The sequence below is a fragment of the Microbacterium sp. NPDC008134 genome, from assembly GCF_042957055.1.
GTDB lineage: Bacteria > Actinomycetota > Actinomycetes > Actinomycetales > Microbacteriaceae > Microbacterium.
In genome coordinates, this window is record NZ_JBIBHO010000002.1 from 42566 (window position 1) to 66386 (window position 23821).

26 protein-coding genes are annotated in these 23821 nt (G+C 70.1%); 18 read left to right on the forward strand and 8 right to left on the reverse strand.

What is annotated here, in order from left to right:
- Window positions 1-6: 6 nt before the first annotated feature.
- Both arfB and ACFY9N_RS10685 read left to right on the forward strand, forming a co-directional pair.
- Window positions 7-447, forward strand: a complete 441-nt coding sequence (arfB, locus tag ACFY9N_RS10680; protein ID WP_391478528.1) for an alternative ribosome rescue aminoacyl-tRNA hydrolase ArfB — start codon at window positions 7-9, stop codon at window positions 445-447.
- Window positions 448-553: 106 nt separating this feature from the next.
- Window positions 554-1273, forward strand: coding sequence for a DUF4870 domain-containing protein (locus ACFY9N_RS10685; protein WP_391478529.1), 720 nt, complete (start codon window positions 554-556; stop codon window positions 1271-1273).
- Window positions 1274-1276: 3 nt separating this feature from the next.
- Here ACFY9N_RS10685 and ACFY9N_RS10690 read toward each other — a convergent pair whose 3' ends face one another.
- Window positions 1277-2446 (reverse strand): Vms1/Ankzf1 family peptidyl-tRNA hydrolase, encoded by a 1170-nt coding sequence (locus ACFY9N_RS10690; protein ID WP_391478530.1) that lies wholly within the window; start codon window positions 2444-2446, stop codon window positions 1277-1279.
- A gap of 122 nt (window positions 2447-2568) precedes the next feature.
- Window positions 2569-4668, reverse strand: coding sequence for a bifunctional lysylphosphatidylglycerol flippase/synthetase MprF (locus tag ACFY9N_RS10695; protein ID WP_391478531.1), 2100 nt, complete (start codon window positions 4666-4668; stop codon window positions 2569-2571).
- 86 nt (window positions 4669-4754) lie between these two features.
- Between ACFY9N_RS10695 and ACFY9N_RS10700 the strand changes: the two genes are divergently transcribed.
- Window positions 4755-5861 (forward strand): PQQ-dependent sugar dehydrogenase, encoded by a 1107-nt coding sequence (locus tag ACFY9N_RS10700; protein WP_391478532.1) that lies wholly within the window; start codon window positions 4755-4757, stop codon window positions 5859-5861.
- An 11-nt stretch (window positions 5862-5872) separates the two neighbouring features.
- On the opposite strand, the gene ACFY9N_RS10705 is transcribed toward ACFY9N_RS10700, so the two are convergent.
- Complete coding sequence (locus ACFY9N_RS10705) at window positions 5873-6556, reverse strand: DsbA family protein (protein WP_391478533.1); 684 nt, start codon at window positions 6554-6556, stop codon at window positions 5873-5875.
- 78 nt (window positions 6557-6634) lie between these two features.
- Window positions 6635-7033 carry a hypothetical protein gene (locus ACFY9N_RS10710; RefSeq protein ID WP_391478534.1) on the reverse strand — a complete coding sequence of 133 codons (399 nt, stop codon included), beginning with the start codon at window positions 7031-7033 and terminating at the stop codon, window positions 6635-6637.
- A gap of 74 nt (window positions 7034-7107) precedes the next feature.
- Between ACFY9N_RS10710 and ACFY9N_RS10715 the strand changes: the two genes are divergently transcribed.
- From ACFY9N_RS10715 to ACFY9N_RS10725, 3 genes are read left to right on the forward strand one after another with little or no spacing between them, the layout of a single operon-like run.
- Entirely contained in the window at window positions 7108-7509 is a 402-nt protein-coding gene (locus ACFY9N_RS10715; protein ID WP_391478535.1) for a PLD nuclease N-terminal domain-containing protein, read from the forward strand.
- Entirely contained in the window at window positions 7506-9224 is a 1719-nt protein-coding gene (menD, locus tag ACFY9N_RS10720; protein ID WP_391478536.1) for a 2-succinyl-5-enolpyruvyl-6-hydroxy-3-cyclohexene-1-carboxylic-acid synthase, read from the forward strand. Before ACFY9N_RS10715 ends, menD begins: the two co-directional genes overlap by 4 nt.
- Window positions 9225-9262: 38 nt before the next feature.
- Window positions 9263-10105: a PPK2 family polyphosphate kinase gene (locus ACFY9N_RS10725; protein ID WP_391478537.1), complete on the forward strand. Its 843-nt coding sequence runs from the start codon at window positions 9263-9265 to the stop codon at window positions 10103-10105.
- Between the two features lie 27 nt (window positions 10106-10132).
- Here ACFY9N_RS10725 and ACFY9N_RS10730 read toward each other — a convergent pair whose 3' ends face one another.
- Window positions 10133-11413, reverse strand: coding sequence for an isochorismate synthase MenF (locus tag ACFY9N_RS10730; protein ID WP_391478538.1), 1281 nt, complete (start codon window positions 11411-11413; stop codon window positions 10133-10135).
- 36 nt (window positions 11414-11449) lie between these two features.
- Here ACFY9N_RS10730 and ACFY9N_RS10735 point away from each other — a divergent pair, with 36 nt between their 5' ends.
- The 5 genes from ACFY9N_RS10735 (at window position 11450) to ACFY9N_RS10755 (ending at window position 16357) form a co-directional block, all read left to right on the forward strand.
- The gene (locus tag ACFY9N_RS10735; RefSeq protein ID WP_391478539.1) at window positions 11450-12019 is read left to right on the forward strand and encodes a hypothetical protein; all 570 of its coding nucleotides are present in this window, start codon (window positions 11450-11452) and stop codon (window positions 12017-12019) included.
- Between the two features lie 4 nt (window positions 12020-12023).
- The gene (locus tag ACFY9N_RS10740) at window positions 12024-12755 is read left to right on the forward strand and encodes a class I SAM-dependent methyltransferase (RefSeq protein WP_391478540.1); all 732 of its coding nucleotides are present in this window, start codon (window positions 12024-12026) and stop codon (window positions 12753-12755) included.
- Window positions 12756-12775: 20 nt separating this feature from the next.
- Window positions 12776-13837 carry a polyprenyl synthetase family protein gene (locus ACFY9N_RS10745; RefSeq protein ID WP_391478542.1) on the forward strand — a complete coding sequence of 354 codons (1062 nt, stop codon included), beginning with the start codon at window positions 12776-12778 and terminating at the stop codon, window positions 13835-13837.
- Window positions 13838-13900: 63 nt separating this feature from the next.
- Complete coding sequence (locus ACFY9N_RS10750) at window positions 13901-15274, forward strand: FAD-dependent oxidoreductase (RefSeq protein ID WP_391478543.1); 1374 nt, start codon at window positions 13901-13903, stop codon at window positions 15272-15274.
- A 60-nt stretch (window positions 15275-15334) separates the two neighbouring features.
- On the forward strand, window positions 15335-16357 hold the full coding sequence (locus tag ACFY9N_RS10755) for an alpha/beta hydrolase (RefSeq protein ID WP_391478545.1): 1023 nt from the start codon (window positions 15335-15337) through the stop codon (window positions 16355-16357).
- A gap of 40 nt (window positions 16358-16397) precedes the next feature.
- Here ACFY9N_RS10755 and ACFY9N_RS10760 read toward each other — a convergent pair whose 3' ends face one another.
- Both ACFY9N_RS10760 and ACFY9N_RS10765 read right to left on the reverse strand, forming a co-directional pair.
- Window positions 16398-17030 carry a GntR family transcriptional regulator gene (locus ACFY9N_RS10760; protein WP_391478546.1) on the reverse strand — a complete coding sequence of 211 codons (633 nt, stop codon included), beginning with the start codon at window positions 17028-17030 and terminating at the stop codon, window positions 16398-16400.
- A 371-nt stretch (window positions 17031-17401) separates the two neighbouring features.
- Window positions 17402-18823 carry a DUF222 domain-containing protein gene (locus ACFY9N_RS10765; RefSeq protein WP_391478547.1) on the reverse strand — a complete coding sequence of 474 codons (1422 nt, stop codon included), beginning with the start codon at window positions 18821-18823 and terminating at the stop codon, window positions 17402-17404.
- Window positions 18824-18920: 97 nt separating this feature from the next.
- Here ACFY9N_RS10765 and ACFY9N_RS10770 point away from each other — a divergent pair, with 97 nt between their 5' ends.
- Complete coding sequence (locus ACFY9N_RS10770) at window positions 18921-19436, forward strand: GNAT family N-acetyltransferase (protein ID WP_391478548.1); 516 nt, start codon at window positions 18921-18923, stop codon at window positions 19434-19436.
- Between the two features lie 88 nt (window positions 19437-19524).
- On the opposite strand, the gene ACFY9N_RS10775 is transcribed toward ACFY9N_RS10770, so the two are convergent.
- Window positions 19525-20013, reverse strand: coding sequence for a YajQ family cyclic di-GMP-binding protein (locus ACFY9N_RS10775; RefSeq protein ID WP_391478549.1), 489 nt, complete (start codon window positions 20011-20013; stop codon window positions 19525-19527).
- A gap of 116 nt (window positions 20014-20129) precedes the next feature.
- Between ACFY9N_RS10775 and ACFY9N_RS10780 the strand changes: the two genes are divergently transcribed.
- The 6 genes from ACFY9N_RS10780 (at window position 20130) to rpsG (ending at window position 23753) form a co-directional block, all read left to right on the forward strand.
- Entirely contained in the window at window positions 20130-20282 is a 153-nt protein-coding gene (locus ACFY9N_RS10780) for a hypothetical protein (RefSeq protein ID WP_391478551.1), read from the forward strand.
- Between the two features lie 123 nt (window positions 20283-20405).
- Window positions 20406-21461, forward strand: a complete 1056-nt coding sequence (locus tag ACFY9N_RS10785; protein WP_391478552.1) for an ABC transporter — start codon at window positions 20406-20408, stop codon at window positions 21459-21461.
- On the forward strand, window positions 21461-21964 hold the full coding sequence (locus tag ACFY9N_RS10790; RefSeq protein ID WP_391478554.1) for a hypothetical protein: 504 nt from the start codon (window positions 21461-21463) through the stop codon (window positions 21962-21964). Before ACFY9N_RS10785 ends, ACFY9N_RS10790 begins: the two co-directional genes overlap by 1 nt.
- Before the next feature lie 68 nt (window positions 21965-22032).
- Window positions 22033-22680: a spermidine/putrescine ABC transporter substrate-binding protein gene (locus ACFY9N_RS10795; protein ID WP_391478555.1), complete on the forward strand. Its 648-nt coding sequence runs from the start codon at window positions 22033-22035 to the stop codon at window positions 22678-22680.
- Window positions 22681-22908: 228 nt separating this feature from the next.
- Window positions 22909-23277, forward strand: coding sequence for a 30S ribosomal protein S12 (gene rpsL, locus ACFY9N_RS10800; RefSeq protein ID WP_017201609.1), 369 nt, complete (start codon window positions 22909-22911; stop codon window positions 23275-23277).
- A 5-nt stretch (window positions 23278-23282) separates the two neighbouring features.
- A complete protein-coding gene (gene rpsG / locus ACFY9N_RS10805; RefSeq protein WP_017201608.1) occupies window positions 23283-23753 on the forward strand; it encodes a 30S ribosomal protein S7 in 471 nt (156 codons plus the stop codon).
- The last annotated feature ends 68 nt before the right edge of the window (window positions 23754-23821 follow it).

Sequence of the window (23821 nt, forward strand, 5' to 3'; positions counted from 1 at the left end):
GATGCCGTGTCCGCCTCCGCCCGCCCCGGCCTCCGCATCTCGTCGGGTCTCACGATTCCCGAGTCCGAGCTGTCGTGGCGGTTCTCGCGCTCCTCGGGGCCGGGTGGGCAGGGCGTGAACACGGCCGACTCCCGGGTCGAGTTGGTGTGGGATGCCGCGCACTCCCCGCAGCTCTCCCCGGTGCAGCGTGCGCGGGTGCAGGAGCGGCTGGCGGGCCGACTGGTGGACGGCGTCCTCACGATCGCGGCATCCGAGCACCGCGCTCAGCTGCGCAATCGCGAGGCGGCGCGGGAGCGGCTGACCGACCTCATCGCGGAGGCGATTCGGCCGCCGGCACCGCCGCGCCGCGCAACGAAGCCCAGTCGTGGATCGAAGGAGCGGCGGCTGAAGGCCAAGCAGCGCCGCACCGACGTGAAGCAGTTGCGCCAGAGGCCGCGCGACTTCTGAGTCCTCCTTTTTGGTTGGTCCGCAGGTGTCGGGCGGGTGGGCCCGGTCTCTGACATGATGGTCGCTGGTCCGCTCAGGGGAGCGGTTCCGACCTTGGGAGTCAGACATGACCGACGCGAACGACGCCGTCCAGCCGCCTCAGCCGCCCACGTACCAGTCACCGGCGTACCCACAGCACGCGCAGCCGCCGTACGGCCAGCAGCCATATGGTCAGGCTCCATATGGTCAGGGTCCTGCGGGCTATCAGGCTCCGGCCGGCTACCCGGGGCAGCCCGCCTACGGTCAGGCCCCGGCCGGTTATCCCGCTCCCGGTTATCCCGCTCCCGGTTATCCCGCTCCCGGTTATCCCGCGCAGGGTTACCCGGCCCCCGCCTACAGCCCGTACGGGTACCCGCCGATCAGCGGTCGACGCTACTGGGCGCTGCTGTTCCTGTTCTACGTGCCCTACCTCGGGGTGGTCGCGGCTCCGATCGTCGCGGTCGTCCAGCGCGCTTCGGCGATGCGCTCGCCGCACCCGATCATCCGCGAGAACGCCCGGTGGGCGGCGAACTGGGCGCTGAGCTACGCGCTCTACCTGATCGCGCTCGTCGTCATCATGATCACGATCGGCGTCGCGACGACGAGACCGTACTCGTACGACAGCTACGGGTACGACGACTACGGGTACGACAGCTACGGCAGCAGCCCGTCCGGATGGATCGCACTCCCCGGGCTGCTGATCTTCGCGATCGGGATCTACTGCCTGGTCACGATGATCATCGGCACGGTGACCTCCGAACGCAAGGTCCACCGCCCCGCCCTGGCGATCCCGTTCTTCCGCGTCTGAGCCTCAGCCCACGGCATCCGTTCCGGCATCCGTCCCGTTGGCCGCGCCGGCATCCGTCCACCGCAGCGAAGCGAGCGGCTCGCGCACGGGCCGCTCCTCGCGGCGGTCGTCGGAGGCCGCGTACTCGTCGTCCTCGATCAACACCCGCGCGTCGGTGAGTACGGCGGCGCGCGCGAGCGCTTCGGCGGCGCGGATGCTTCCGAGCACCTGCGTGTTCAGGCGCTGCGCGACGTCGGTGACGACCCACGGCGGGCCGTCGAGCGCGATCAGCGAGCGCTCGTCGTCGAGGAGCCGACCGTCGAGCACGAGCGTGTCGACGCGAGCCTGCTGCAGGGCCTGGATCACGGCGGCGAAGCCCTCGGCTCCGCCGGCGCCGTCGTCGGCTGCCGCGCGGTCGCGCACGTCGGCGATCTCCTGACGGCGATGTTCGTCGATCTCTCGGGCGATCGTCTGGTCGAGCGCCGTACGATCGGAGCCGTCGGCGCGGGTGTTGGCATCGACCTCCACGAGCAGCGCCCGCTCGTCGCCGGTGAGTTCTTCGGCCAGCAGCTGTCGTGCGCGCACGTCACCCGACACGGCGACGAATGCCGGCCGCTCCTCCCGGATCAGCGCGCTGAGCGCCGAGGCGACGTCCTTCTGGTTCTGCTTCCAGACGTTCTCGACCCAGTTCTGGTACTTCGCGTCTCCCAGGCCGCCGGTGCGCACCTTGGAGATCTCCTCGGTGTCTCCCTCGATCTCCGTCTCGCGCTCGCTGCCACCGCGCCCCGAGGTCTCGAGGCGGATGTCCGCGCCGTCGCGGCTCGTCTCGACGACGAGGTAGCGCGTCTCCGAGGCCGTGTGCCGCAGCAGCGGAAGGATCGACGGGAGGGCGCCGTGCTCGAGGCGCTCGGGTCCGAGACGCGCCCCGACGAAGCTGCGATCGAGCACTGTCTCACCGTCGCGGGCGATCACCACACGGGCCGACGGGCTCGGAAGGCCGTTGCGCTCGCCGAGGGCGGTCTCGATGGCCTCGGCGTCGTCTTCGGGTGCTCCGACCTCGTCGATCAACTGGTCGCGGACGGCGTGGTGGCGGGCTTCTTCCTCGCCCCGCGGCAACTCGCCGGTCCCGTCGACGTAGGCGGTGGTCCAGGGACCCGAACCCTGCAGGATCTCGGTCAGCGTGCGTTCGCTCATGACTTCTCCTTCGTCGGTCGTCGGTCCACACGACGCTAGGAAAGGGCGACGGAGAGGTCGACAGGGTTGACGAATCGGATGCCCGGCGTTAGCCGCGCGCTGGCCCGAGGGTTCGGCGGCGGTCACTCCTTGCCGCCGCGCACGAGCTCCAGCCCGGCCCCGGCGAACTGCCGCAGCGTGGCATCCGGCAGGAACGCCCGGGTGAGCGCTCCACCGATGCGGGTGAGATCGCTCTCGTCGCGGAACAGCAGGTACATGGTCTCGTAGCGCGGGTGGAACTTCTGCTTGAAGCGGTGCAGCGATCCGAAGCCGTACACAGGTTCGAGGGCTTCGGCGAGACGGTCGCTCAGCGCGGCGATCATCCCGGCGTCCGGTGGGTAGTCGTGGGCGAGCGGCGCCCCTGAGAGCGACATGATCTCGGCGCCCTCCTCGGAGAACTGCTTCGCCGATGCGCCGATCAGATACTCCATCACGGGCGCGAACCCGCCCTCGCGGCGGCGCATGAGGTCGAGGGTCCATCCGCGCACCGCGCCGCCCTCGCCGTACACCGGCAGCCACGAGAGGAAGCCGTCGACATCGCCGTTGGGGGCGAGTGCCAGGGCGATCCGCACCTCCGGGTCCTCGGCCTCCTCGAGGGTGCCGAGGGTGAAGCGCATCTCGGGCAGGTCCTTGTCGCCGACCCACGCCTCCGAGATCCCGCGGAGCTGTTGCTTCACGCCCCACGATTCGTCGCCGAGCCGTGTCATCCGGAACGTCATGTCCTCGCGGCCGGCGCGGTTCAGCGAGGTCCGCACCGACGCCCACTGCTTGCCCGTGAACTCCAGCCCCGGCAGGTCGACGATCGTGTCGTCGGCCACGACGATGCTCCGCCACGTCGACGGTACGGCGGCCAGGGTCGCGGCATCCGCGCTGAAGAAGCACGGGACCAGGCCCGCCTGCTCGGCCCGATGGATGAAGTCGGCGACCGCCTCGGCCCGCGCGTCGGCAGGGCCGATCGGATCGGCGAGCGCGAGCGCGACACCGTTGCGCCGCTGGAATGCGACGACTCCTCCGGCGACCCGCGCGTAGCTGTTGCCCTCCCAGGTCGTCATCCACGACAGCGTGCCGCCGCCGTGCGCGCGCAGCTCGGCTTTCACATCGTCGACGGTCGGGGTCGGGGGGATGCCGAGGGGCGAGCGTCGTTTGGCGCGGAACGCCCGCCGCACCCACACGAGGTAGACGAGCATGACGACCCAGAGGAACCCGTTGGCGAGGGCGAGCTCGGTCTCGCCGTCCCAGCGGATGTCGAGCTCGGCCTGACTGGTGAGGGTGATGAGCGTCAGCACGAGGGCGGCGACGAGCACGTTGAAGATGCCCAGGAGAAGGGCCAGCACCCACGACCAGCGCCGTCCGCGACGCAGGCCGTTCACGAGCACGAGGATGACGACGAGGTCGATCGCGAGGTCGATGAATCCGCCCGAGGCGGGGTCGGTCGGACCGAAGGGGCCGTCGGTCGGGACCAGGGTCGTGATGATCTCGACGGCGCCCAGCACCAGGATCGCCATGACCGCGATGAGCCGCTGCTCGCGCACCGTCGTGCGCCGCACGCGCAGCGAACGGTCGACGACGAGGATCAGCAGCACGGCGAGCAGGTGCTCGAGGTCGGCGACCTTGCCCCAGAACAGCATCGCCACGAACACGAAACCGAGCAGGATCAGCCAGCCGCGTACGCGCCACGGCGGGCGGAAGAGGCCGACGGCTGCGGCGATGCACGCCATGGTGCCGCCGGATGCTCCGACGTCGAGCGCCTGCGCCTGCGCTGCCGCCCATGCCCACGGGAACTGCGAGAGCACGAACAGCAGCAGGGCGGTGGCGAAGATCGCGAACAACTGGCCGACCGCGTAGTAGGCGAGGGCGACGCGCGATCCCCGCCGGTACTCGAGGTACCCCATGCCCCAGAACCCGGAGATCGTGAAGATGTAGACCCAGGGCTCGTTGACGAAGAACGTGCCGGTGATCGGCGTCCACCACTTGCCGTCGGCCAGATTGGGGAGCCCGTAGGCGACGGTCTCGAACAGCGGCGACTTCTCGAAGGGGGTCCAGAGACCCTGCCACACCACGCCGACAGCGAGGATCAGGGCCACGAAGGTCAGCGTCGCCGGCATCCGCCGTACGACCGATCCAGCGGCGGAGAGCGCCGAGGAGCGCACAGGAGACGGCGGGGCGGTTCGCTCTGCGTGCATGCGCTCAGCGTAGCGATCGGCGCGCTGCGGGGCTGCCCCTCGTGCGGGGCCTTCCGCCGATCCGCGCGAGCGGGTTGGATGGATGCATGCCGAAGCCCACCAGGACCACCGCGCTCGCCGCGCTGATCGCGTCCGTCCTCGTGGCCGCCGGATGCGCGTCCTCCGGGCCGACAGCGACCCCCGTCCCGACACCGGAGTCCGCCGCATCCGACGTCCAGGCGACCCTCACGACCGTCGTCGCCTCGGGCCTCGATGCGCCCTGGTCGATAGCCTTCCACGGCGAGACGGCGCTGGTGAGCGAGCGCGACAGCGCGCGGATCGTCGAGATCACCCCGACCGGGAGCGTTCGCGAGGTGGGACGCATCGACGGTGTCCGCGGCGGCGGCGAGGGCGGTCTCCTCGGCCTCGCGGTGCACGACGGGATGCTCTACACATACGCCACCGCGGACGACGGCGGTGGGGTCGAGAACCGCATCGAGCGCCGCGACCTCCTCGGAGAGCCGGGTTCGCTCGCCCTGGGCGACGCCGAGACGGTGATCGACGGCATCCCCGCCGCCGGCAACCACAACGGCGGCCGCATCGCCTTCGGCCCCGACGGGATGCTCTACGCCACGACCGGCGATGCCGGCGATCGCGAGAGCGCGCAGGACCCCGACGCGCTCTCGGGCAAGATCCTCCGGCTCACGCCCGAGGGTGCGGTCCCCGACGACAATCCGACCCCCGGGTCGCCCGTGTACACGCTCGGCCATCGCAATCCGCAGGGCATCTCCTGGACCGACGACGGCACGATGTACGCGAGCGAGTTCGGGCAGGACACGTGGGACGAACTCAACGCGATCGTCGCGGGCGAGAACTACGGGTGGCCGGAGGTCGAGGGCATCTCCGGCCGCGAGGGCTTCGTCGATCCCGTGCAGCAGTGGGCGCCGTCGGCCGCGAGCCCCAGCGGGATCGCGGTCGCGGGCGACCGGATCGTGATCGCCAACCTGCGAGGCGAGCGGCTGCGGATCGTTCCGCTCGCCGATACGGCGACCGCATTCGAGATGCACGGCGGCGAGAACGGCGAAGGGTACGGGCGCCTCCGCGACGCGGTGGTCGCGCCCGACGGATCTGTGTGGGTGCTGACGAACAACACCGACGGGCGGGGTGATCCGCGGGACGGCGACGACCGCATCCTCCGACTCGATCTCGGCTGACGTCTCGACCTCTAGCCCTCGACCGCCCGGGTCACGGCCTCCTCGAGGTCGTCCCACTCCTGCAGCTGCACGTACCGACCCTCGACGAAGAACGACGGGGTGCTGGTGATGCCGAGCGACTCGCCGTCGGTCTTGTCGGCCTGGATGCGGGCGAGGGTCGCGGGATCGGCGATCGCGGCATCGTAGGCCGCCATGTCGAGTCCGAGCGATTCGGCCATCGTGCGGAAGACCGCGGGCGTCTCGCCCGTCGCGTGGCTCCACTCCTGCTGGGTTTCGAACAGTCGGTGGTACATGTCCTCGAAGCGGTCCTGCTGTGCGGCGGCCTCGGCCGCGAGCGCCGCCTGCGTCGAGTTGATGTGTCCCGGGAGCGGGAAGTACCGCACGACGTAGGTGATGTCGCCGTCGAAGTCGGCGCGCAGGTCTTCGACGATCGGGTAGAAGGCGCCGCACGCCTCGCATTCGAAGTCGAGGAACTCGACGACCGTCACGGCATCCGTCCCGCCGTCGTCGAGTACGTGCGAATCGGCGCGGGTGGTCTGCAGCGTCCCATCGTCGGCGACGTCGGGCGCGGGCGCCTGCTGCGTGATCGCGTAGACGATGCCGACGACGGCGAGTACGACGGCGACGGCGAGGGCGATCAGGGTCGCCTTGACGGGGGTGGTCATACGGGTGTTGCGGGAGGGTGTTGCGGACATGGGTGTCTCCAGACACGAGAGAGGGACGGATGACGGACGAGGATGCCGCGGGCAGCGGCCGGATCGACGCGTCGCCGCTCAGGTGCGGGAGATCGAGAGTTCGGTGAGGGTCAGAGCGGCGCGCGGCGGACGAGGGCCGGCGCGCGGGCTGGTCACGGACAGGAGTGCGCGCGGGAGCAGGAGCCCGGGATCGCAGCGCATCCGGACGAGCAGCACCAGGAGCGTGAGGAACGACAGCACGACGAAGCCCGTCAGCGCGAGGGGAGAGGATGACCCGGTCGAGGGCGAATCGAGCGGGGCGACTTCGTCGTGGTGCGACGCTCCGGTTCCGGCATCCGCTCCCGACGCCCCCGATGCCAGGCAGAGCGACGCGTGCACGTCGGCCTCGCCGTGCGAGGTCGACCAGGCGCCCACGACCAGCAGCAGGGCGAGGCCCAGCGCGGTGAAGAAGGTGGCCAGCGACCGGGTCGACGTCATGGTGCGCGCAGTCTAACAAGCGGTCCTCTGCATCGGCCGGGCCGGGCGTCCGCCGACCCGCCTACACTGGAGGGGTGGCGAGACTACTGATCATCGGCGGCTTCCTGGCCGCTGTGTTCTGGGTGTTCAGCATCGTCGACTGCGCAGTGCAGCCGGCGACGCGGCACCGCGGTGTGCGCAAGGGCGTCTGGATCCTGATCGTCGTTCTCCTGCCCGTCATCGGGGGAATCCTCTGGTTCGTGATCGGCCGGCGCCGTAAGAACGATCCCGGCCCCACGCGCTTGGTCGCCCCCGACGACGACCCGATGTTCCTGCGCGGCATCAGCAAGACCGAGCAGGACGCCCGCATCGCCCGTCTCGAAGAGGAGCTCGCGCGCCTCGACGCCGAGACGGATGCCGAGAACGACGCGAAGATCGACCGCGACAACGACGGCGGCGGTTCCGCTCCCGGGGCGACGCCCGAGCCCCGCCCGTGACCCTTCCCCCTCCGGCGTCCTCACCGGCGACGGATGCCGCGGCATCCCTCCTCGCCGAGCTGGTCGCTCACGGTGTGCGCGACCTCGTGCTCTCGCCGGGCTCGCGCTCGCAGGCCCTCGCGCTCGCCGCGGTGCGCCTGGCCGGAACCGGTGTGCTCCGTGTGCACGTGCGCATCGACGAGCGGGTCGCCGGGTTCACGGCTCTCGGGCTCGGTCGCGAGACCGGCGTGCCTGCGGCGGTGCTGTGCACCTCGGGCACAGCCGCCGCGAACCTGCTGCCGGCAGCGATGGAGGCGTTCCACGCCGGCGTCCCGCTGCTGTTGCTGACCGCCGATCGTCCGCCCGAGCTCCGCGGTATCGGCGCCAACCAGGCGACTGCCCAGCCCGACATGTTCGCGCCGTGGGTGCGCGAGGGGATCGACGCCCCGGTTCCGGGTGATGCCGTTCCGGACGCCTGGTCGGGTCTCGCCGCGCGCGCGGTTGCGATATCGCTCGGCGCGGACGCCCCGCACGGCCTTCCCGGTGTCGCCGGGCCCGTGCATCTGAACCTGCCCGCGCGCGAGCCGCTGTCGGGCGAACCGGTCGTCGTCGACGTCACTCCCGGCGCGGCTCCCGTGCCGGCGCCGGGCGAGCCCGTCGTGCTCGCGCGCGGTCCGCGCACCGTCGTGATCGCCGGAGCGGATGCCGGGGCCGACGCCGAGGAGATCGCCCACGCCGGGTCGTGGCCGCTGATCGCCGAGATCGTGTCGGGCGCTCGTTTCGGCCGTCAGCTCGTGCACGGATATCGCACGCTGCTGCGCCGCTCGGATCTCGGCGGCGCGGTCGAGCGCGCGGTGGTGCTCGGCCATCCCACCCTCAGCCGAGAGGTCGCGGCGCTCCTCGCCCGACCCGATGTCGAGGTGATCGCGGTGCGGCGCGGCGGCGAGGAACTTGACCTGAACCACCGCTCGCATACCGCGGCATCCGTCGTCGTCGCCGCGCCGACGGGAGGCGACGATCGGGCCTCGGATCGTGCCTCGGAACGCGCCTGGCTCGGCGCGTGGCTCACCGCCTCGGCGGAGCAGGCCGTCGATCTCAGCGAGCAGGCTCCCGATCACGACGGGCTGGCCTCCACCGATTCCGCAACACGACGCGACGCCGTGAAGGCCGAACTCGATGCCGTGCGACGGCCGCTCGATCGTCGACTGCTCGTGGACGCGGTGTGGCGGGCGACCTGGCCGCACGACCGGTTGATGTTCGGGTCGTCGCGCCTCGTGCGGGTCGCCGATACGGTGCTCGGGGGTAAGAAGGTGCCCGTGCACGCCAACCGCGGCCTCGCCGGCATCGACGGCACGATCGCGACCGCGACCGGCATCGCTCTCGCGAGTCAGGCCGGGGGAGCGCCGGGAGTGACCCGCGTGCTGCTCGGCGACCTCACGCTCCTGCACGACGTCGGCGCGCTGCTGTTGCCGCCCGACGAGACCGAGCCGCGCCTGCAGGTGATCGTCGGAAACGACGGCGGCGGCACGATCTTCGACGGGCTCGAGGTGGCGCAGGTCGCCCCGGCCGCCGACCTCGATCGCGCGTTCTACACGCCGCACCAGGTGCGTCTCGAGCAGCTCGCCCTCGCCTACGGCTGGGAGTACCAGCGGGTGACGACGCGCACCGCGCTCGATCAGGTCCTCACCCGTCCCGTCGGCGGACGTCAATTGATCGAGGTGCCGCTCGCGCGCTGACAAGCGGTTCCCCGCGCACAGTGCGGCATCATGAGCACATGAACGCTCACCAGTGGACCGAGTCCCTCCGCGTCGGCGACGGCTTCCGTCTCGACGACGTCGATGCCGACAGCACCCCCGGCTATCACGGGCACAAGGCCGACGGCGCTCGCGATCTCGCCGAGGGGCTCGTCGCGCTCAACGACCTGCAGGAGCGACTGTTCGCCGAGAGTCGCACCGGCACCGCGACGGATGCCGTGCTGCTGGTTCTGCAGGCCATGGACTCGGCGGGCAAGGGCGGCATCGTCCGGCACGTCGTGGGCGGCGTCGATCCGCAGGGCGTCTCACTCGCGGCGTTCAAGGCCCCGACCGATGAGGAGCGCGCGCACGACTTCCTGTGGCGCATCGCGAAACGGTTGCCCGAACCGGGGTTCATCGGCGTCTTCGACCGCTCGCACTACGAGGACGTGTTGATCGGGCGCGTGCGCGCTCTCGCGCCTCCGGAGGAGATCGAGCGGCGCTACGACGCGATCAACGCCTTCGAGGCGGATGCCGCGGCGAACGGCATCCGCATCGTCAAGGTCATGCTGCACATCTCTCCCGAGGAGCAGAAGGCGCGGCTGATGGAGCGACTGGAGCGGCCCGACAAGCACTGGAAGTACAACCCCGGCGACGTCGACGAGCGCCTCGTCTGGCACGAGTACATGCGGGCCTACCAGACCGTTTTCGAACGCACCTCCACCGAGGTCGCGCCCTGGCACGTCGTGCCCGCGAACCGTAAGTGGTACGCGCGCCTGGCGGTGCAGGAGCTGCTGCTCGCGGCGCTCGAGGACATAGATCCGCAGTGGCCGGTCGCCGATTTCGACGTCGAGGTCGAGAAGAAGCGGCTCGCGGCCAGCTAGCGGCTCTTCCTCGGGACGGGTCCGCGATCAGGCCAGGGCGTCGACCAGCGGGCGGAACTTCACCCGGGTCTCGAGCAGTTCCGACTCGGGGTCGGAGCCCGCGACGATCCCGGCACCGGCGTAGGCGGTCACGGCGATGTCGTCGTCGGTCGCGGCGAACTGGGCACACCGCAGCGCGATCGCCCATTCGCCGTTGCCCGCGGCATCCACCCACCCGACGGGACCGGCGTAGCGGCCGCGGTCGAAGGGCTCGAGCTCGCGGATGACGCCGATCGCGATCGTCGTCGGGGTGCCGGCCACGGCGGCGGTCGGATGCAGCGCCCCGACCAGATCGAGTGCGGATTCGCCCTCGGCGAGCTCTCCCTCGACGTCGGTCGCGAGGTGGAAGAGGTTCGGGAGCTTCAACAGGAAGGGCTGCTCGCTCGCCGCGAGCGCCCGGGTGTGCGGGCGCAGCGAGGCGAGCACGCTCTGCACCGCGTACTGGTGCTCGTCGAGGTCCTTCGTGCTGGACGCGAGAGCCGCGGAGACGGCGGTGTCGGCGTCGGCATCCGCTCCCCGGCCCGCGGTGCCGGCGAGCACGCGCGCGGTGACCGTGCGCTCGTGCACGGTGACGAGGGTCTCGGGGCTCGCACCGATCAGGCCGTCGACGGCGAACGCCCACGTGTCGGGATAGCCCGTCGACAGCGCGCGCACGAGGCGGCGCAGGTCGGAACCCGCAGGGATGCTGCCCGTGAGGTCGCGCGCGAGCACGACCTTGCTCAGCTCGCCCGCGGCGATCCGGCCGAGTGCCTGGCGCACCGACTCCTGGTAGCCCTGGGGCGTCTGCGCGCCGGGGCCGACGGTGCCGGCCCAGTGCGGTCCGTAGGGGTGGTCGGTGACGGCGCCGGGGGCCGCGGCATCCGTATCGTCTTCCGAGCGCTGGTAGCCGATGGTCGTGCGCCAGAAGCGGTCGCCGTGGCGTCCGATCACCTGCGAGGGGATGACGAGCACACTGTCGCTCGCCGAGCGTTCGTCGAACGCGAGGGCGCCGAAGGCGACGAGCCCGGTGCCGGGGAGGCCGACCGGGTCGTCGATGCGCGCGGTCGAGGCGAGCCGTCGCCACGCGGTGGCGAGGGCTGTGCTGCGCAGGCCGGTCGCGGTCGCGCCCTTCCCTCCCGCCGACGCTCGCAGCTCGCGCAGGGGCTCACCGACCGCGACGATGCCGTCGCCCCGACGCAGCCAGGCGAGGGGGCGGGAAGGGGAGGCGGCGGCCAGGAGGTCTTCGATCGGATCGATCTCTCGGGTCTCCACGACCAGCGCGCTGCTCACGGCTCCAGCCTAATCTCTGCGTCCTAGGCTGAGCGCATGAGCGATGCCCGTCCCGCCGTGGGAACACCGATGATCGTGCAGTGGCGCAAGTGGGACGGCTCTCCGCACTGGCGCCACGAGAGCGTCTACCTCGGGGCGGATGCCTGGGGCGACTGGGTCGGTCAACCCGCCGGGTGGCGCAGCAGCCGTCCGGGCCGCGACTACCTCGCGGGCGGACCCAACGTGACGCTGATCCCGCACGAGGGCGACTTCGCCCTCACCGTGAACCGCGGGCACGCGAAGGGGATGCGCATCTACATCGACCTCGGCTGGGACGTGCGCTGGACCGACGATCCGCTGCTCGCGACCGGCATCGACATGGACCTCGACGTCGTGCGCGTCGAGGGCGATCGCGGCACCTGGGTCGACGACCGCGACGAGTGGGCGGAGCACAGCGCGCGCTACGGGTACCCGCCCGAGATCGTGGCGCGGCTGGAGGCGCTGGCGCTCGACCTCGAGGAGCGGGTGCGGGCGCAGGCCGCCCCGTTCGACGATGTGACGGCGGATCGGTGGCTCGACCTGCTCGAATCGTTCGGATTCGATGCACAGACCCGACGCCTAGACTGATCGGGTGACCTCGAACGACTCCCGCAGCGAGCCCAACCGCGCCGATCTCGGCAAGGACCCCGCCCGTGTGAGCGGCATGTTCGACCAGGTCGCCGCCGGCTACGACCGCACGAACACCGCCATGACGTTCGGCAATGATGTGCTGTGGCGCGCGGCGACGACGCGTGCCGTCGCGCCGAAGCCGGGCGAGCGCATCCTCGATCTGGGGGCGGGAACGGCGTCGTCATCGGCATCCCTCGCCCGCAGCGGTGCGCAGGTGGTCGCCGCCGATTTCTCGCCGGGGATGCTCGCCGAGGGGGAGCGCCGCCACGGCGCGATGCGCAACCTCTCGTTCGTCCAGGCCGATGCGACCGCGCTGCCGTTCGGCGACGACGAGTTCGACGCCGTCACGATGTCGTACGCGCTGCGCAATGTGAACGACCCGAAGAAGGCGCTGCGCGAGCTGTTCCGCGTGACCAAGCCGGGCGGGCGTCTCGTGATCAACGAGTTCTCCACCCCGCCCGCGCCGCTGTTCCGGGGGGCCTACCGCTTCTACAACGCGCAGGTGCTGCCGCGCGTCGCCCGCGTCGCCGGCACCAACGGCGAGGCCTACGACTACCTGAACGAGTCGATCGCGGCCTGGCCCGATCAGAAGCGCCTGGCCGAGTGGATCCGCGAGGCCGGCTGGACCGACGTCGCGTACCGCAACCTCACCTTCGGGATCGTCGCCCTGCACCGGGCGCGGAAGCCCGCCTGAGACGACGGTAGGCTGACATCGTGACTTCGAGCCCCGTAGCCCCGGGTTCGCGACTGGCGAGCCGTCTGGGTTTCAGCGACCGTGTGTTCATCGGTCCTGCGGCGCGGCGCGTCGCGCGCGCGATCGAAGACGGCCTCGAGCTCGTCGAGACCGGACTGGCGGAAGACGTGCGCGTCGCCGATCCCCTCGCCGACGCCGCGAGCCGCTACCTGTACGAGGCCGGAGGCAAGCGCATCCGTCCGGTGCTCACGCTCCTCGCCGCCCAGCTCGGCGACGGCAACACCGAGCAGGTTATCGACGTCGCGAAGGCGCTCGAGATCACGCATCTCGGCTCGCTGTACCACGACGACGTCATGGACGGAGCCGACCGCCGCCGCGGGGTTCCCGCCGCGCACGCCGTGTGGGGCAACAACATCGCGATCCTCACCGGCGACATCCTGTTCTCCCGGGCGAGCCAGCTCATGTCGCGTCTCGGTGAGCGGGCGATCCGTCTGCAGGCCGACACGTTCGAGCGCCTCGTGCTCGGGCAGATGCACGAGACCCTCGGTGCTCAGCCCGACGACGACCCGATCGACTTCTATATCCAGGTGCTGGCCGACAAGACCGGCTCGCTGATCGCCGCCGCGACGCAGGGCGGGGTGATCTTCTCCAACGCGCCGAGCGAGTACGAGGAGCCACTGCGCGTCTACGGCGAGAAGATCGGTGTCGCGTTCCAGCTGCTCGACGACGTCATCGACCTGTCGGCGAAGCCCGAGGACACCGGCAAGGTTCCCGGCACCGACCTGCGTGCGGGCGTGCCGACGATGCCGTACCTGCTGCTGAAGGCACAGGACGACGCGGATGCCGCCGATCTCGCCGCTCGCATCGACGCCGGCGTGGTGCGCATCGCCGACGGTGCGGACCCTGCGATCCTCGATCGCCCGCTCGCCGAGCTGCGCGATCACGAGGCGACGCAGAAGACCCTCGATCTCGCCCTCACCTGGACGCGCGACGCGATCGATGCGCTCGCTCCGCTGCCCCGGGGCACCGTGCGCGAGGCGCTGACACGTTTCGCCGAGACCCTCGCCGAACGCTCCAGCTGACCGGCGCCGCGTCCCGACGGGCGCGGCTGTGCGGCACACGCGACGGCATACGAAAGGACCTCCATGACCAAGCTCAGACTGGCCATCGTCGGCGCAGGACCCGCGGGGATCTACGCGGCCGACCTGCTGCTGAAGGCCGAGCGCAAGTTCGACGTGTCGATCGACCTGTTCGAGCAGCTGCCGGCGCCCTATGGGCTGGTCCGTTACGGCGTGGCACCCGACCACCCCCGTATCAAGGGGATCATCAACGCGCTGCGCGATGTGCTCGACCGCGGTGACATCCGGCTGTTCGGCAACGTGCGCTTCGGTGAGGACATCACGCTCGACGACCTCAAGAAGCACTACAACGCCGTGATCTTCGCGACCGGCGCGATCCGCGACACTTCGCTCGACATCCCCGGGATCGATGCGGTCGCCTCCTACGGCGCGGCCGACTACGTGAGCTGGTTCGACGGTCACCCCGACGTGCCGCGCGAGTGGCCGCTCGACGCGGCATCGGTCGCCGTGCTCGGCAACGGCAACGTGGCGCTCGACGTGTCGCGCATGCTCGCCAAGCACGCCGAGGATCTGCTCGTCACCGAGGTGCCCGAGAACGTCTACGAGGGACTGAAGTCCAGTGCCGTGACCGACGTGCACGTCTTCGGGCGCCGCGGTCCGGCGCAGGTGAAGTTCACGCCGCTCGAACTGCGCGAGCTCGGCGAGCTGCGCGATGTCGACATGGTCGTGTACGACGAGGACTTCGACTACGACGACGCCGCGAAGGATGCCGTCGCGAGCAACAAGCAGGTCATGGTCATCGATCGGATCCTGCAGTCGTGGCGCAAGCTCGATTCGGTCAACAACGCCGGCGGCACGGCATCCCGTCGTCTGCACCTGCACTTCTGGGCCCGCCCGGTGGAGGTGCGCACCGACGACAGCGGTCGCGTCGCGGCGCTCGTCTACGAGCGCACCCAGCCCGACGGCCAGGGCGGCGCGATCGGCACCGGCGAGATGCGCGAGGTGCCCATCCAGTCGCTGTACCGCGCGATCGGCTACTTCGGCTCGCCGCTGCCGGGCGTGCCCTTCGACAAGAAGCACGGTGTGATCCCGAACCGCGAGGGGCAGGTGCTCGCGAAGGACTCGAACGAGCAGCTGCCGGGCATCTACGCGACCGGGTGGATCAAGCGCGGGCCGGTCGGCCTCATCGGCCACACCAAGTCCGACGCGATGGAGACCGTGCGCCACATCATCAACGACCAGGGGTCGTGGTGGCACCCGGAGGATCCGTCCGAAGAGGCGATCCCGGCGCTGCTCCAGGAGCGCGACGTGAAGTGGACCGACCTCGACGGATGGCACCGGCTCGACGAGCACGAGATCTCCCTCGGTGCTCCGCAGGAGCGGGCGCGCGTCAAGGTCGTGCCGCGCGACGAGATGGTGCGCGTCTCCCGGGGGGAGTGAGTTCGCCGCGGGGAGTGAGTCTCCCGCGGGGAGCGAGTTCGCCTCGGCTAGCCTGGCCGCATGGCTGACAGCGGCTCCGCGACCTGGATCCCCGACGTCCTCGGCGACGAGTTCGAGCAGCTGACGCTGCCGCTCGCCGACGACGACCAGGGGCCGGTCGTGGCGACCCTGGTTCGTGCGCTTCCGGCATCCGTCGGGTGGTGGCAGCGCATGCGGGGGCGGATGCCGCTCCTCCACGACGTCGACGTGCTGTACGTGCACGGGTGGTCGGACTACTTCTTCCAGAAGCGCCTCGCGCGGTTCTGGACCTCGCGCGGTGCGCGGTTCTTCGCGCTGGATCTGCGCAAGTACGGGCGCAGCCTGCGTGACGGGCAGACGCCCGGTTACGTGACCGATCTGGCGACCTACGACGAGGACATCGCCGCGGCGCTCGCTGCGATGGGGCGGGGCACGGATGTCGCGGGATCCGGCCGGCGTCTCGTGCTGCTCGGGCATTCGACGGGCGGGCTGACGCTGAGCCTCTGGGCGTCACGGCATCCGGGGGTGGCGGATGGCGTGATCCTGAACAGTCCGTGGCTGGAGTTCCAGTTCGCTGCGGCACGGGCGGCGATCGCGCCGATGGTCGAGCTGCAGGCGCGGCTGCGGCCGCTCGATGCCGCGCCGCAGATCGACCTCGGGTTCTACAGTCGGGCGCAGGAGGCGGTCGCCGATCCCGAAGATCCGATGGAGGTCGACCTCCGCTGGCGCCCGCAGCAGACGATGGCCGTGCACGCGGGGTGGCTGCACGCGATCCTCAGCGGCCACCGCACGGTGGCGGCGGGGCTGTCGATCACGGCTCCGGTGTGCGTGCTGTTGTCGGCGCGCTTCGCGTCTCCGACTCGTTGGTCGGACGAGCTCACCCGCGCGGACACCGTGCTCGTGGTCGAGGATATCGCCCGCGCCGCCCTGCGGCTCGGGCCCTCGATCACCGTCGAGCGGATCGACGGTGCGCTGCACGACGTGTTCCTCTCGGCGCACGACGCGCGCGAGGACGCGTACCGGCGGCTCGACCGTTGGGTGAGAGGGTGGCGAGCCGCCGGGTAATGCGCGGGCTGGTGGATGCTGCTCAGAGGACGGACGGCGGTCAGACGTAGTACATGGCGCGCGCGAGACGTTCGGCGTCGTCGCCGTCTCCGCGTTCCACCGCATCGCGGAAATCGGCGTAGACCTGCATCATGTGCGCGCGGTCCTCGACCGGCACCGTCCAGGTGCGGAGGTTGCGGAAAAGCGCGATGCTCGAGTCGTTGACGAGGGCACTGTGCTGGGGGTTGCCGGCGCGGTGGGTGAGGTACGAGAAGACGCTCCACCGGCTCTCTGAGGTCTTCGCCGCGTCGTCGAGCGTGGTGTGCAGCTGGTCGACGAGTCCCGCCAGATAGGCGCGCTCGACCTCGGTCAGCTTGGGGACGCCCATGCGCGCGGAGACGCCGGCCTGGTAGCCTGCGAACTCGAGGGTGCCGAGCACGATCTCGGGTGTGACGAGCGTTACCTCCGTGTAGCGGCTGGGATACATCGTGACAAGTCCCAGACGCTCGAGCCGCTGCAACGCTTCACGGACCGGCGTGCGGGAGACGTGGAGCTCGTCCGCGACCGTGACGTCGCGGATGCGGTAGCCCGGCTCCATGACCCCATCGATGATCTGCTGGCCGATGTGATGGAACACCTCGTCGGCGAGGAGTTGCTTGCCGTCGCCGACATGCGTGGTGTGAATGCTGCTCATCGACTTACCCCCAGTAAGTTCGTCGGTGCACGACCGCAGGCCGCGCGTCCCGATCGCGCGGTGCGCCTGCTGTCGTGCTGTCCTGCTGTCTTCGGTAGTGCTGTCGTGCTTGTCGTGCTTGTCGTGCTGTCGTGCTTGTCGTGCCGTCGTGCCGTCGTGCGTGAGCGCCCCATACGCTCCCGCAGGAAACTACATCATGCACCTGTGCAGCCGCCGTGCCCATGGTTCTTGCGCTGTTCTTGCAGTGTTCTTTGCGGTGCTCTTGCCTTTGGTGCTCTTGCCTTTGGTGCTCTTGCCTTTGGCGCTCCTGCCGGTGGTGTTCTTGCCTTCGGTGCTCCTCCCTGCCACCAACGCGATCATCATCAGCCGGCTCAGGCGCTGTCGGTGAAGGTGACGGTGTTCTGCGCGGGTGGGTGGTCGATGTAGGTGTTTCCGGTGGGGCTGGTCCAGATGAGGTCGCCGGTGCGTCCGGTGAGTGCGGTGTGTCCGGTGTGTCCGGTGGTTCCGGTGGTTGCAGTGGCTTCGGTGGTTCCGGCGGGGGCGCGGTGGTGTTCGACGTGCCAGGGGGAGTGGTGTTTGAGTGTGTGGTGTCGTCGGCAGAGGTGGGCGAGGTTGTGGGCGCAGGTTTCTCCGCCGTCGGAGGCGGCGTGGGTGTGGTCGATGTCGCATCTGCGGGCGGCGATTCCGCAACCGGGGAAGCGGCAGCGTTGATCTCGCGCGCGGAGGTGTCGGGTAAGGGAGTCGGTGGGGCGGTAGCGGTCGACGGCGAGGAGTGCCCCGGTGATGGGGTGGGTGAGGATGCGTTCCCACGCGGTTGTGTCGCCGGCGAGGATCCGGGCGGTGGGGGTGTCGATGGGGGAGCGTCCGTCGAGTTCGGGCGGGGGTGACCCGGAGCGGTTCTCGTTGTCGATGAGGGTCAGCACGGGGACGGTGATTTCGACGCGGGCGCGTATCTCGCTGAGCAGTCCGGTTTCGGTGTCGTGTCCGGTCGGGGTGCCGGTGAGGGCGATGTCGGCGAGGAAGTCCGCGCGCAGGTGGTCGGTCGTGCGGGTATCGGAGGCGGAGACGGCGTCCGGGGCGGTGTCTTTCTCTGTGCTCGCGGCGTTCTCTGCCTCCGCGGCCTTCGTTGCTTTCGCGGTTTTCGTGTGCTCGAGGGTGAGGGTGCGTGCCATCTGGGTGAGGCGGTCGTGGATGCCGTGGACGAGGACGGCGGGGCCGAGCATCCCGAGTTCGGCCATCCCGTCGTCGAGGTCCTTCACCCACACGCGTCGCAGCTCCCGCGCGTCGCGGTGGCGTTCGGTGATGGTGCGGGCCTGGAACTGTTCCGCGATCCGCCGTGCCGCCCGCCGCAACCGATTGGGTGACTCGGCCACGGCGATCTCCAACACCCTTGCCGCATACCCTGCCCGGTCCGCTAAGTCGTCCAGGTGCGCGCCCGCGTCGACGATCACCCGGGCGTGCGCGGCACTGATCCGCCCCGCGCCCTGCGCCGCCCAGACCTCGGCGAACCGTTCGACCGTCCACGACGCCGCGTCCATGCGCCGCTCGATCGTCCGGTCACTCACCCGCACCGCCGCCCCGATCTCCGCCGCCACCGCCCGCAGAGCCATGTCGCCGTGATCCGGATGCGCGCCCTGCCGCGCGACATCGACCGCGACCCGCGCCGCGACGGCGAGCATCCCGTCCCGCACCGCCATCAACCGCGCGATCGTCTCCTCGACCGCGCGCACCGACCCCACCAGGTCAGCGATCATCGCCGTCTGGGAGTCCGTCGCGTCCAGCAATTCCGTCATGCGAACAGCCCACCACACACCACCGACATTCGAACAAACATCCGAGAAACCGCTCGAAGGCGGATGCCGTGTCGGTGGTCGGTGAGAGGCTCCGGGCATGGAAGATCTCACTCTTCGACCCTGGGAATCCGGCGACCTGCCGCTGCTGCACCGGGCGAACGAGCCCGCGATGACGTCGCACCTGAACGGTTCCGAGAGTGACGTCCAGGTCGAGGAGCGACATGCGCGCTATCTGCGACTGAACGCCTCGGGTGAGGCGAACATGTCGGTGATCCTCGAGGGCGGGATCCCGGTCGGGTCGATCGGCTACTGGCCTGTGCACTGGCACGATGCCGACGTGTGGGAGACGGGATGGTTCGTCCTTCCCGAGGCGCAGGGTCGCGGAATCGCGGCGCGTGCGGTCGCACTGATCGTCGAGCAGGTGCGGGCCGCGCCGGGGGATCGGCGGATGCTGGTGGCCTTCCCCGGCGTCGAGAACCCCGCATCGAACGCCGTGTGCCGTCGCGCGGGATTCGCGCACGTCGGTTCGGTGGTCGAGGAGTTCCGTGGGGCGCCGCTCGCGATCAACGAATGGGCGCACGACCTCGGGGGAGGTGAGCCCATGAACGCGTGAAGCCCCGCCGGAGCGGGGCTTCACGAAGGGGGTCGCGACGGTGTCGGCGGCGGACGGTGTCAGCGCTGCATCGGGTCAGCGGGGCTGCTTACCGGTAGTTGATGAACTGCAGGTCCACGTCGAGGTCGGAGCCCTTCAGCAGGGCGATCACCGATTGCAGATCATCGCGGCTCTTCGACTGTACGCGCAGCTCGTCGCCCTGAATCTGGCTCTTGACGCCCTTGGGGCCCTCATCGCGGATGATCTTGTTGATCTTCTTCGCGTTCTCCGAGGAGATGCCGTCCTTGAGCGACGACACGATGCGGAACTCCTTGCCGCTGGCGAACGGGTCGCCTGAGTCGAGGCTCTTGAGCGAGATACCGCGCTTGATGAGCTTGGATTGGAACACGTCGAGCACGGCCTTGGCCCGCTCCTCGGAGCCGGCGATGATGAGGATCTGCTCGCCGCTCCAGGCGATCGACGCACCCGTGCCCTTGAAGTCGTAGCGCTGCTCGATCTCCTTGCGAGCCTGGTTCAGGGCGTTCTCGGCCTCCTGGTGATCCACTTTCGAGACGATGTCAAAGGAACTGTCAGCCATACAGGGAGTGTACCGAGAGTGCGTATCGCGTGCCCCTCGCCGCCGCGACCCGGCGACACGCGGGTGTCGCGGCGTTGCTCCGCGTGCAACCGATACATCGGTCGTACCGTGAATGCATGGCACGAGTCGGTGGACGCAACCTGGCGATGAGCTGGTTCGCGGGAGTGGTCTGCGCCGGTGTCGTGGCCGGGCTGGTCTGGTTCTCCTTGCCGATGATGCCCGTGCTCGCCGAGTTCGCCGGTGACACGTTGCGTTCGATGTTCCCCTGAGCGGAACCCTCGTCCCGATCGCGCCCACGGAGGGCGAATGCCGACACGTCGGCACGCCTCCCGGAGCGTGTCCGTGGGCGGCGGTACCCTCGCACTGCACACTTCCGATGAGAGGCGCACCCCATGAGTGACCCCGAGGTTCCCCAGCCCGAGCGGCCGAAAGACGTCAACGACGTCCTCGACAGCGCGAACGAGGGTCTCGACGCCGCCGCTGCGGCCGGTGCCGACGTGCCCGCCGGCGACAACGCCGCGACCCGCGCCGACGTCGCTGCATCGGATGCCGCGACGACGGATGCCGCGACGACGGATGCCGCGAACGCTGCGAACACGGATGCCGCGACCGCTGCCCCGTCGACTGAGCGCTCCGGCGCTGTCGTCGACCCCGACCTCGCCGCCTTCGAGGCCGCCGAGCGCGATCACCCGGGAACGTTCACGGCTCCGGCCGAGCGTCGCGACGCCGCCTACGGCGCCGAGGCGACCGAGGTCATCGCCGCTCCCGCCGCCTTCGTCGACGAGACCCCGACGGTCGCGGACACCGCCTATTCGTCGCGTGCTGACGCTGAGACCACGATCGTCCCGTCGGAGCCGGCGTACGCCGCCGCCGCTCCTTCCCCGCAGCCGATCTTCGTGCAGGCCCCCGAGCCGCCGCGCGACCGTGGCAACCGCGGAACCGCCGGAGCGATCGGACTCCTCGCGACGCTCGCTTTCGCCGTGCTCTACCTCGGTGCCACCCTCGGACTGGGCGCACTCGCGGGCGATGTCGACGGCAACAACATCGGACAGGCCGCGCTCGCCCCGCTGCAGACCGCGGGCTACTGGGTCCCGGTCGCCGTCTTCTTCCTCGGCTTCTGGCTGCTCGGCGCGATCATCAACCGCGGCCGCTGGGGCCTCTGGGTCGTGTTCGGCATCATCGTCGGCGCGATCGCGTACGGCGGTCACCTCCTCGGTCAGCTCTTCCAGGCGCAGTTCTGGACGCTGACGGCATCCGAGGGAGCCTACCTCATCGGGGGGCAGCTCCTCGCCCCGCTCGCGATCGTCGCCTTCGTGTTCGCCCGCGAGCTGACCATCTGGTTCGGCGCGTGGGTCGCCCGGAGTGGCGCCCGCAAGACCGAGCTGAACCTCGAGGCGCAGCGCGAGTACGAGCGCACTCTCGAGGCCGGCCCCACGCTCTCGAGGTAATGACGCACACGCCGATGTCGAACCCCCGCGGACCGGAGTCCGCGGGGGTTTCGCCCGTCTTGGCGGTGGTCTTCGCGACCATCGGCTTCTTCGCGCTGACGATCTTCGGCCTCGGTGGAGTGAGCGTACTCACCGACACCGACATCATCGCGACGCCGGGGCTGGGGCAGTGGCCGGGCATCGGGGGAATGGCGGCGTCCGTGCTCGCCTTCGCCCTCCTGCTCTGGTCGGTGGTCCGTCGCCCCGCGCCGTCGTTCTTCTCGACGCTCGTGATCGCGGTCTCGACGGCCCTCGTCCACCTGGCTGCGGTCTGGATCGCCGTGGCGAGCGTCGCCGGGAGCGCTCTGCTCGCCACGGCGGTCGCCGGAGACCTGGTGCGCGGGGGAGCGAGCGCCGTGCTGCTGGTGGCCGCAGCGATCGGCGCGTGGGCGGGAATCGCCCTGCGGCGCACCCGCGCACGGCATCCGCGCTGGCCGTGGGAACGCGACGACGACGGGGAGTGAACCCGCCTTGACGCGCCGTTCGCCGGGCGTGTCGCCGCGGAACGGTCGCTCCCGCGTACCCTGGTGGGGTGGAGCGCTCGTTGGAGACGCAGGTCGACCAGGCCGTGGAGGCCTGGTTGCGCTGGGTGCCGCGCTGGGAGCCGGCGACCCATCGTGGTCGTATCGCGCCCTGCCGCCGTTGTCTCGGGTCGCCGCTCCTCTCGGCCGCGGGGATCGGCGCGAACGTCCCCCACGGAGTGCAGCACGGTCTCTCGACGCGGTTGAAGACGATCGTCGACCACGCGGTCGCCGACTACACGGCGCGGAACCTGCCGATGCTGCAGCGTGAACTCGACCAGCAGGCCGCGCGCAACCGCGCGCGCAGCTACCGTCCGGCGGAGGATCTCGACCCCGAGTTCGACGGCCTGCCGCTCGATCCCGACCCGGTTCCGGGTGCCCCCTTCCTCTTCACGATCGCCGGGCTCGCCGACGACGCCGCCGAGTCGCTGCCGCCCCTGCCACCGCTGACCGAGGAGGCGAAGGTGGCGCTGCGGCAAGAGGTCGGCCTCGCCGACGAGTACGCCAACATGGTCGGCCGGGAGATCTGCGGACTGCTGCTGCGTCACCGCCTGCCGATCCAGGCCGCCATCGCGCAGCACATCGAGCCGCAGATCGAAGCTCTCCTCGCCGAGCTCACGCAGTCCCTGGACTCGCCGTTCGACGCCGATCCGAGCTAGCGACGGCATCCGCTCGGGGAGTCCGCCACCATTTGACCGCTACGTTACGCGCCATTACACTTGGTCAGGTGTGTGCACGTCTCGACGTGCGCGCTGGGCGCCGGCCCCATGGCCGGTCCGCCCCCACGGCATACCCACCACACCAAAGGCTCGTCTGTTCAGGCGAGCCGGTGGGTCATGATGTGAAACCCATCACGCTGTCACCGTGCAGCATTATGAGGAGAGAACGTGCCAACCATTCAGCAGTTGGTTCGCAAGGGTCGCTCGCCCAAGGTCACCAAGACCAAGGCTCCGGCGCTCAAGTCGAACCCGCAGCAGGCCGGGGTCTGCACCCGCGTCTACACCACCACCCCGAAGAAGCCGAACTCGGCGATGCGCAAGGTCGCTCGTGTGAAGCTCCGCAACGGCACCGAGGTCACCGCGTACATCCCCGGTGAGGGCCACAACCTCCAGGAGCACTCGCTGGTGCTCGTCCGTGGCGGTCGTGTCAAGGACCTCCCCGGTGTGCGTTACAAGATCGTCCGTGGCGCCCTGGACACCCAGGCCGTCAAGAACCGTAAGCAGGCTCGTTCCCGCTACGGCGCGAAGAAGGGTTGAGTTAGATGCCTCGTAAGGGTCCCGCCCCCAAGCGCCCCGTCGTCAACGACCCGGTCTACGGCGCTCCGATCGTCACCTCGCTGGTGAACAAGATCCTCGTCGACGGCAAGAAGTCGCTGGCCGAGTCGATCGTCTACGGCGCCCTCCGCGGTGTCGAGGCGAAGAACGGTCAGGATGCCGTCGCCACGCTCAAGAAGGCGCTCGACAACGTCCGCCCGACCCTCGAGGTCCGCAGCCGCCGCGTCGGTGGCTCGACCTACCAGGTTCCGGTCGAGGTCAAGCCGCACCGCGCGAACACCCTCGCGCTGCGCTGGCTCGTCAGCTACGCCAAGGGTCGTCGTGAGAAGACGATGACCGAGCGTCTCCAGAACGAGATCCTGGACGCCTCGAACGGCCTGGGTGCCGCGGTCAAGCGCCGCGAGGACACCCACAAGATGGCCGAGTCGAACCGCGCGTTCGCTCACTACCGCTGGTAAACAGCTCCGACGGGCTCGGGCGCCCATCCTGCGCCCGAGCCCGTCACACCCCCTCTTCGCAGTACGAC

What these genes read in the sequence shown, in the direction of transcription:
- ACFY9N_RS10685 (WP_391478529.1), top strand. Translation starts at nt 554, where the DNA reads ATGACCGACGCGAACGACGCCGTCCAGCCGCCTCAGCCGCCCACGTAC.
- ACFY9N_RS10690 (WP_391478530.1), bottom strand. Translation starts at nt 2,446, where the DNA reads ATGAGCGAACGCACGCTGACCGAGATCCTGCAGGGTTCGGGTCCCTGG.
- ACFY9N_RS10695 (WP_391478531.1), bottom strand. Translation starts at nt 4,668, where the DNA reads ATGCACGCAGAGCGAACCGCCCCGCCGTCTCCTGTGCGCTCCTCGGCG.
- ACFY9N_RS10700 (WP_391478532.1), top strand. Translation starts at nt 4,755, where the DNA reads ATGCCGAAGCCCACCAGGACCACCGCGCTCGCCGCGCTGATCGCGTCC.
- ACFY9N_RS10705 (WP_391478533.1), bottom strand. Translation starts at nt 6,556, where the DNA reads ATGTCCGCAACACCCTCCCGCAACACCCGTATGACCACCCCCGTCAAG.
- ACFY9N_RS10710 (WP_391478534.1), bottom strand. Translation starts at nt 7,033, where the DNA reads ATGACGTCGACCCGGTCGCTGGCCACCTTCTTCACCGCGCTGGGCCTC.
- ACFY9N_RS10725 (WP_391478537.1), top strand. Translation starts at nt 9,263, where the DNA reads ATGAACGCTCACCAGTGGACCGAGTCCCTCCGCGTCGGCGACGGCTTC.
- ACFY9N_RS10735 (WP_391478539.1), top strand. Translation starts at nt 11,450, where the DNA reads ATGAGCGATGCCCGTCCCGCCGTGGGAACACCGATGATCGTGCAGTGG.
- ACFY9N_RS10750 (WP_391478543.1), top strand. Translation starts at nt 13,901, where the DNA reads ATGACCAAGCTCAGACTGGCCATCGTCGGCGCAGGACCCGCGGGGATC.
- ACFY9N_RS10755 (WP_391478545.1), top strand. Translation starts at nt 15,335, where the DNA reads ATGGCTGACAGCGGCTCCGCGACCTGGATCCCCGACGTCCTCGGCGAC.
- ACFY9N_RS10760 (WP_391478546.1), bottom strand. Translation starts at nt 17,030, where the DNA reads ATGAGCAGCATTCACACCACGCATGTCGGCGACGGCAAGCAACTCCTC.
- ACFY9N_RS10765 (WP_391478547.1), bottom strand. Translation starts at nt 18,823, where the DNA reads ATGACGGAATTGCTGGACGCGACGGACTCCCAGACGGCGATGATCGCT.
- ACFY9N_RS10770 (WP_391478548.1), top strand. Translation starts at nt 18,921, where the DNA reads ATGGAAGATCTCACTCTTCGACCCTGGGAATCCGGCGACCTGCCGCTG.
- ACFY9N_RS10775 (WP_391478549.1), bottom strand. Translation starts at nt 20,013, where the DNA reads ATGGCTGACAGTTCCTTTGACATCGTCTCGAAAGTGGATCACCAGGAG.
- ACFY9N_RS10780 (WP_391478551.1), top strand. Translation starts at nt 20,130, where the DNA reads ATGGCACGAGTCGGTGGACGCAACCTGGCGATGAGCTGGTTCGCGGGA.
- ACFY9N_RS10785 (WP_391478552.1), top strand. Translation starts at nt 20,406, where the DNA reads ATGAGTGACCCCGAGGTTCCCCAGCCCGAGCGGCCGAAAGACGTCAAC.
- ACFY9N_RS10790 (WP_391478554.1), top strand. Translation starts at nt 21,461, where the DNA reads ATGACGCACACGCCGATGTCGAACCCCCGCGGACCGGAGTCCGCGGGG.
- rpsG (WP_017201608.1), top strand. Translation starts at nt 23,283, where the DNA reads ATGCCTCGTAAGGGTCCCGCCCCCAAGCGCCCCGTCGTCAACGACCCG.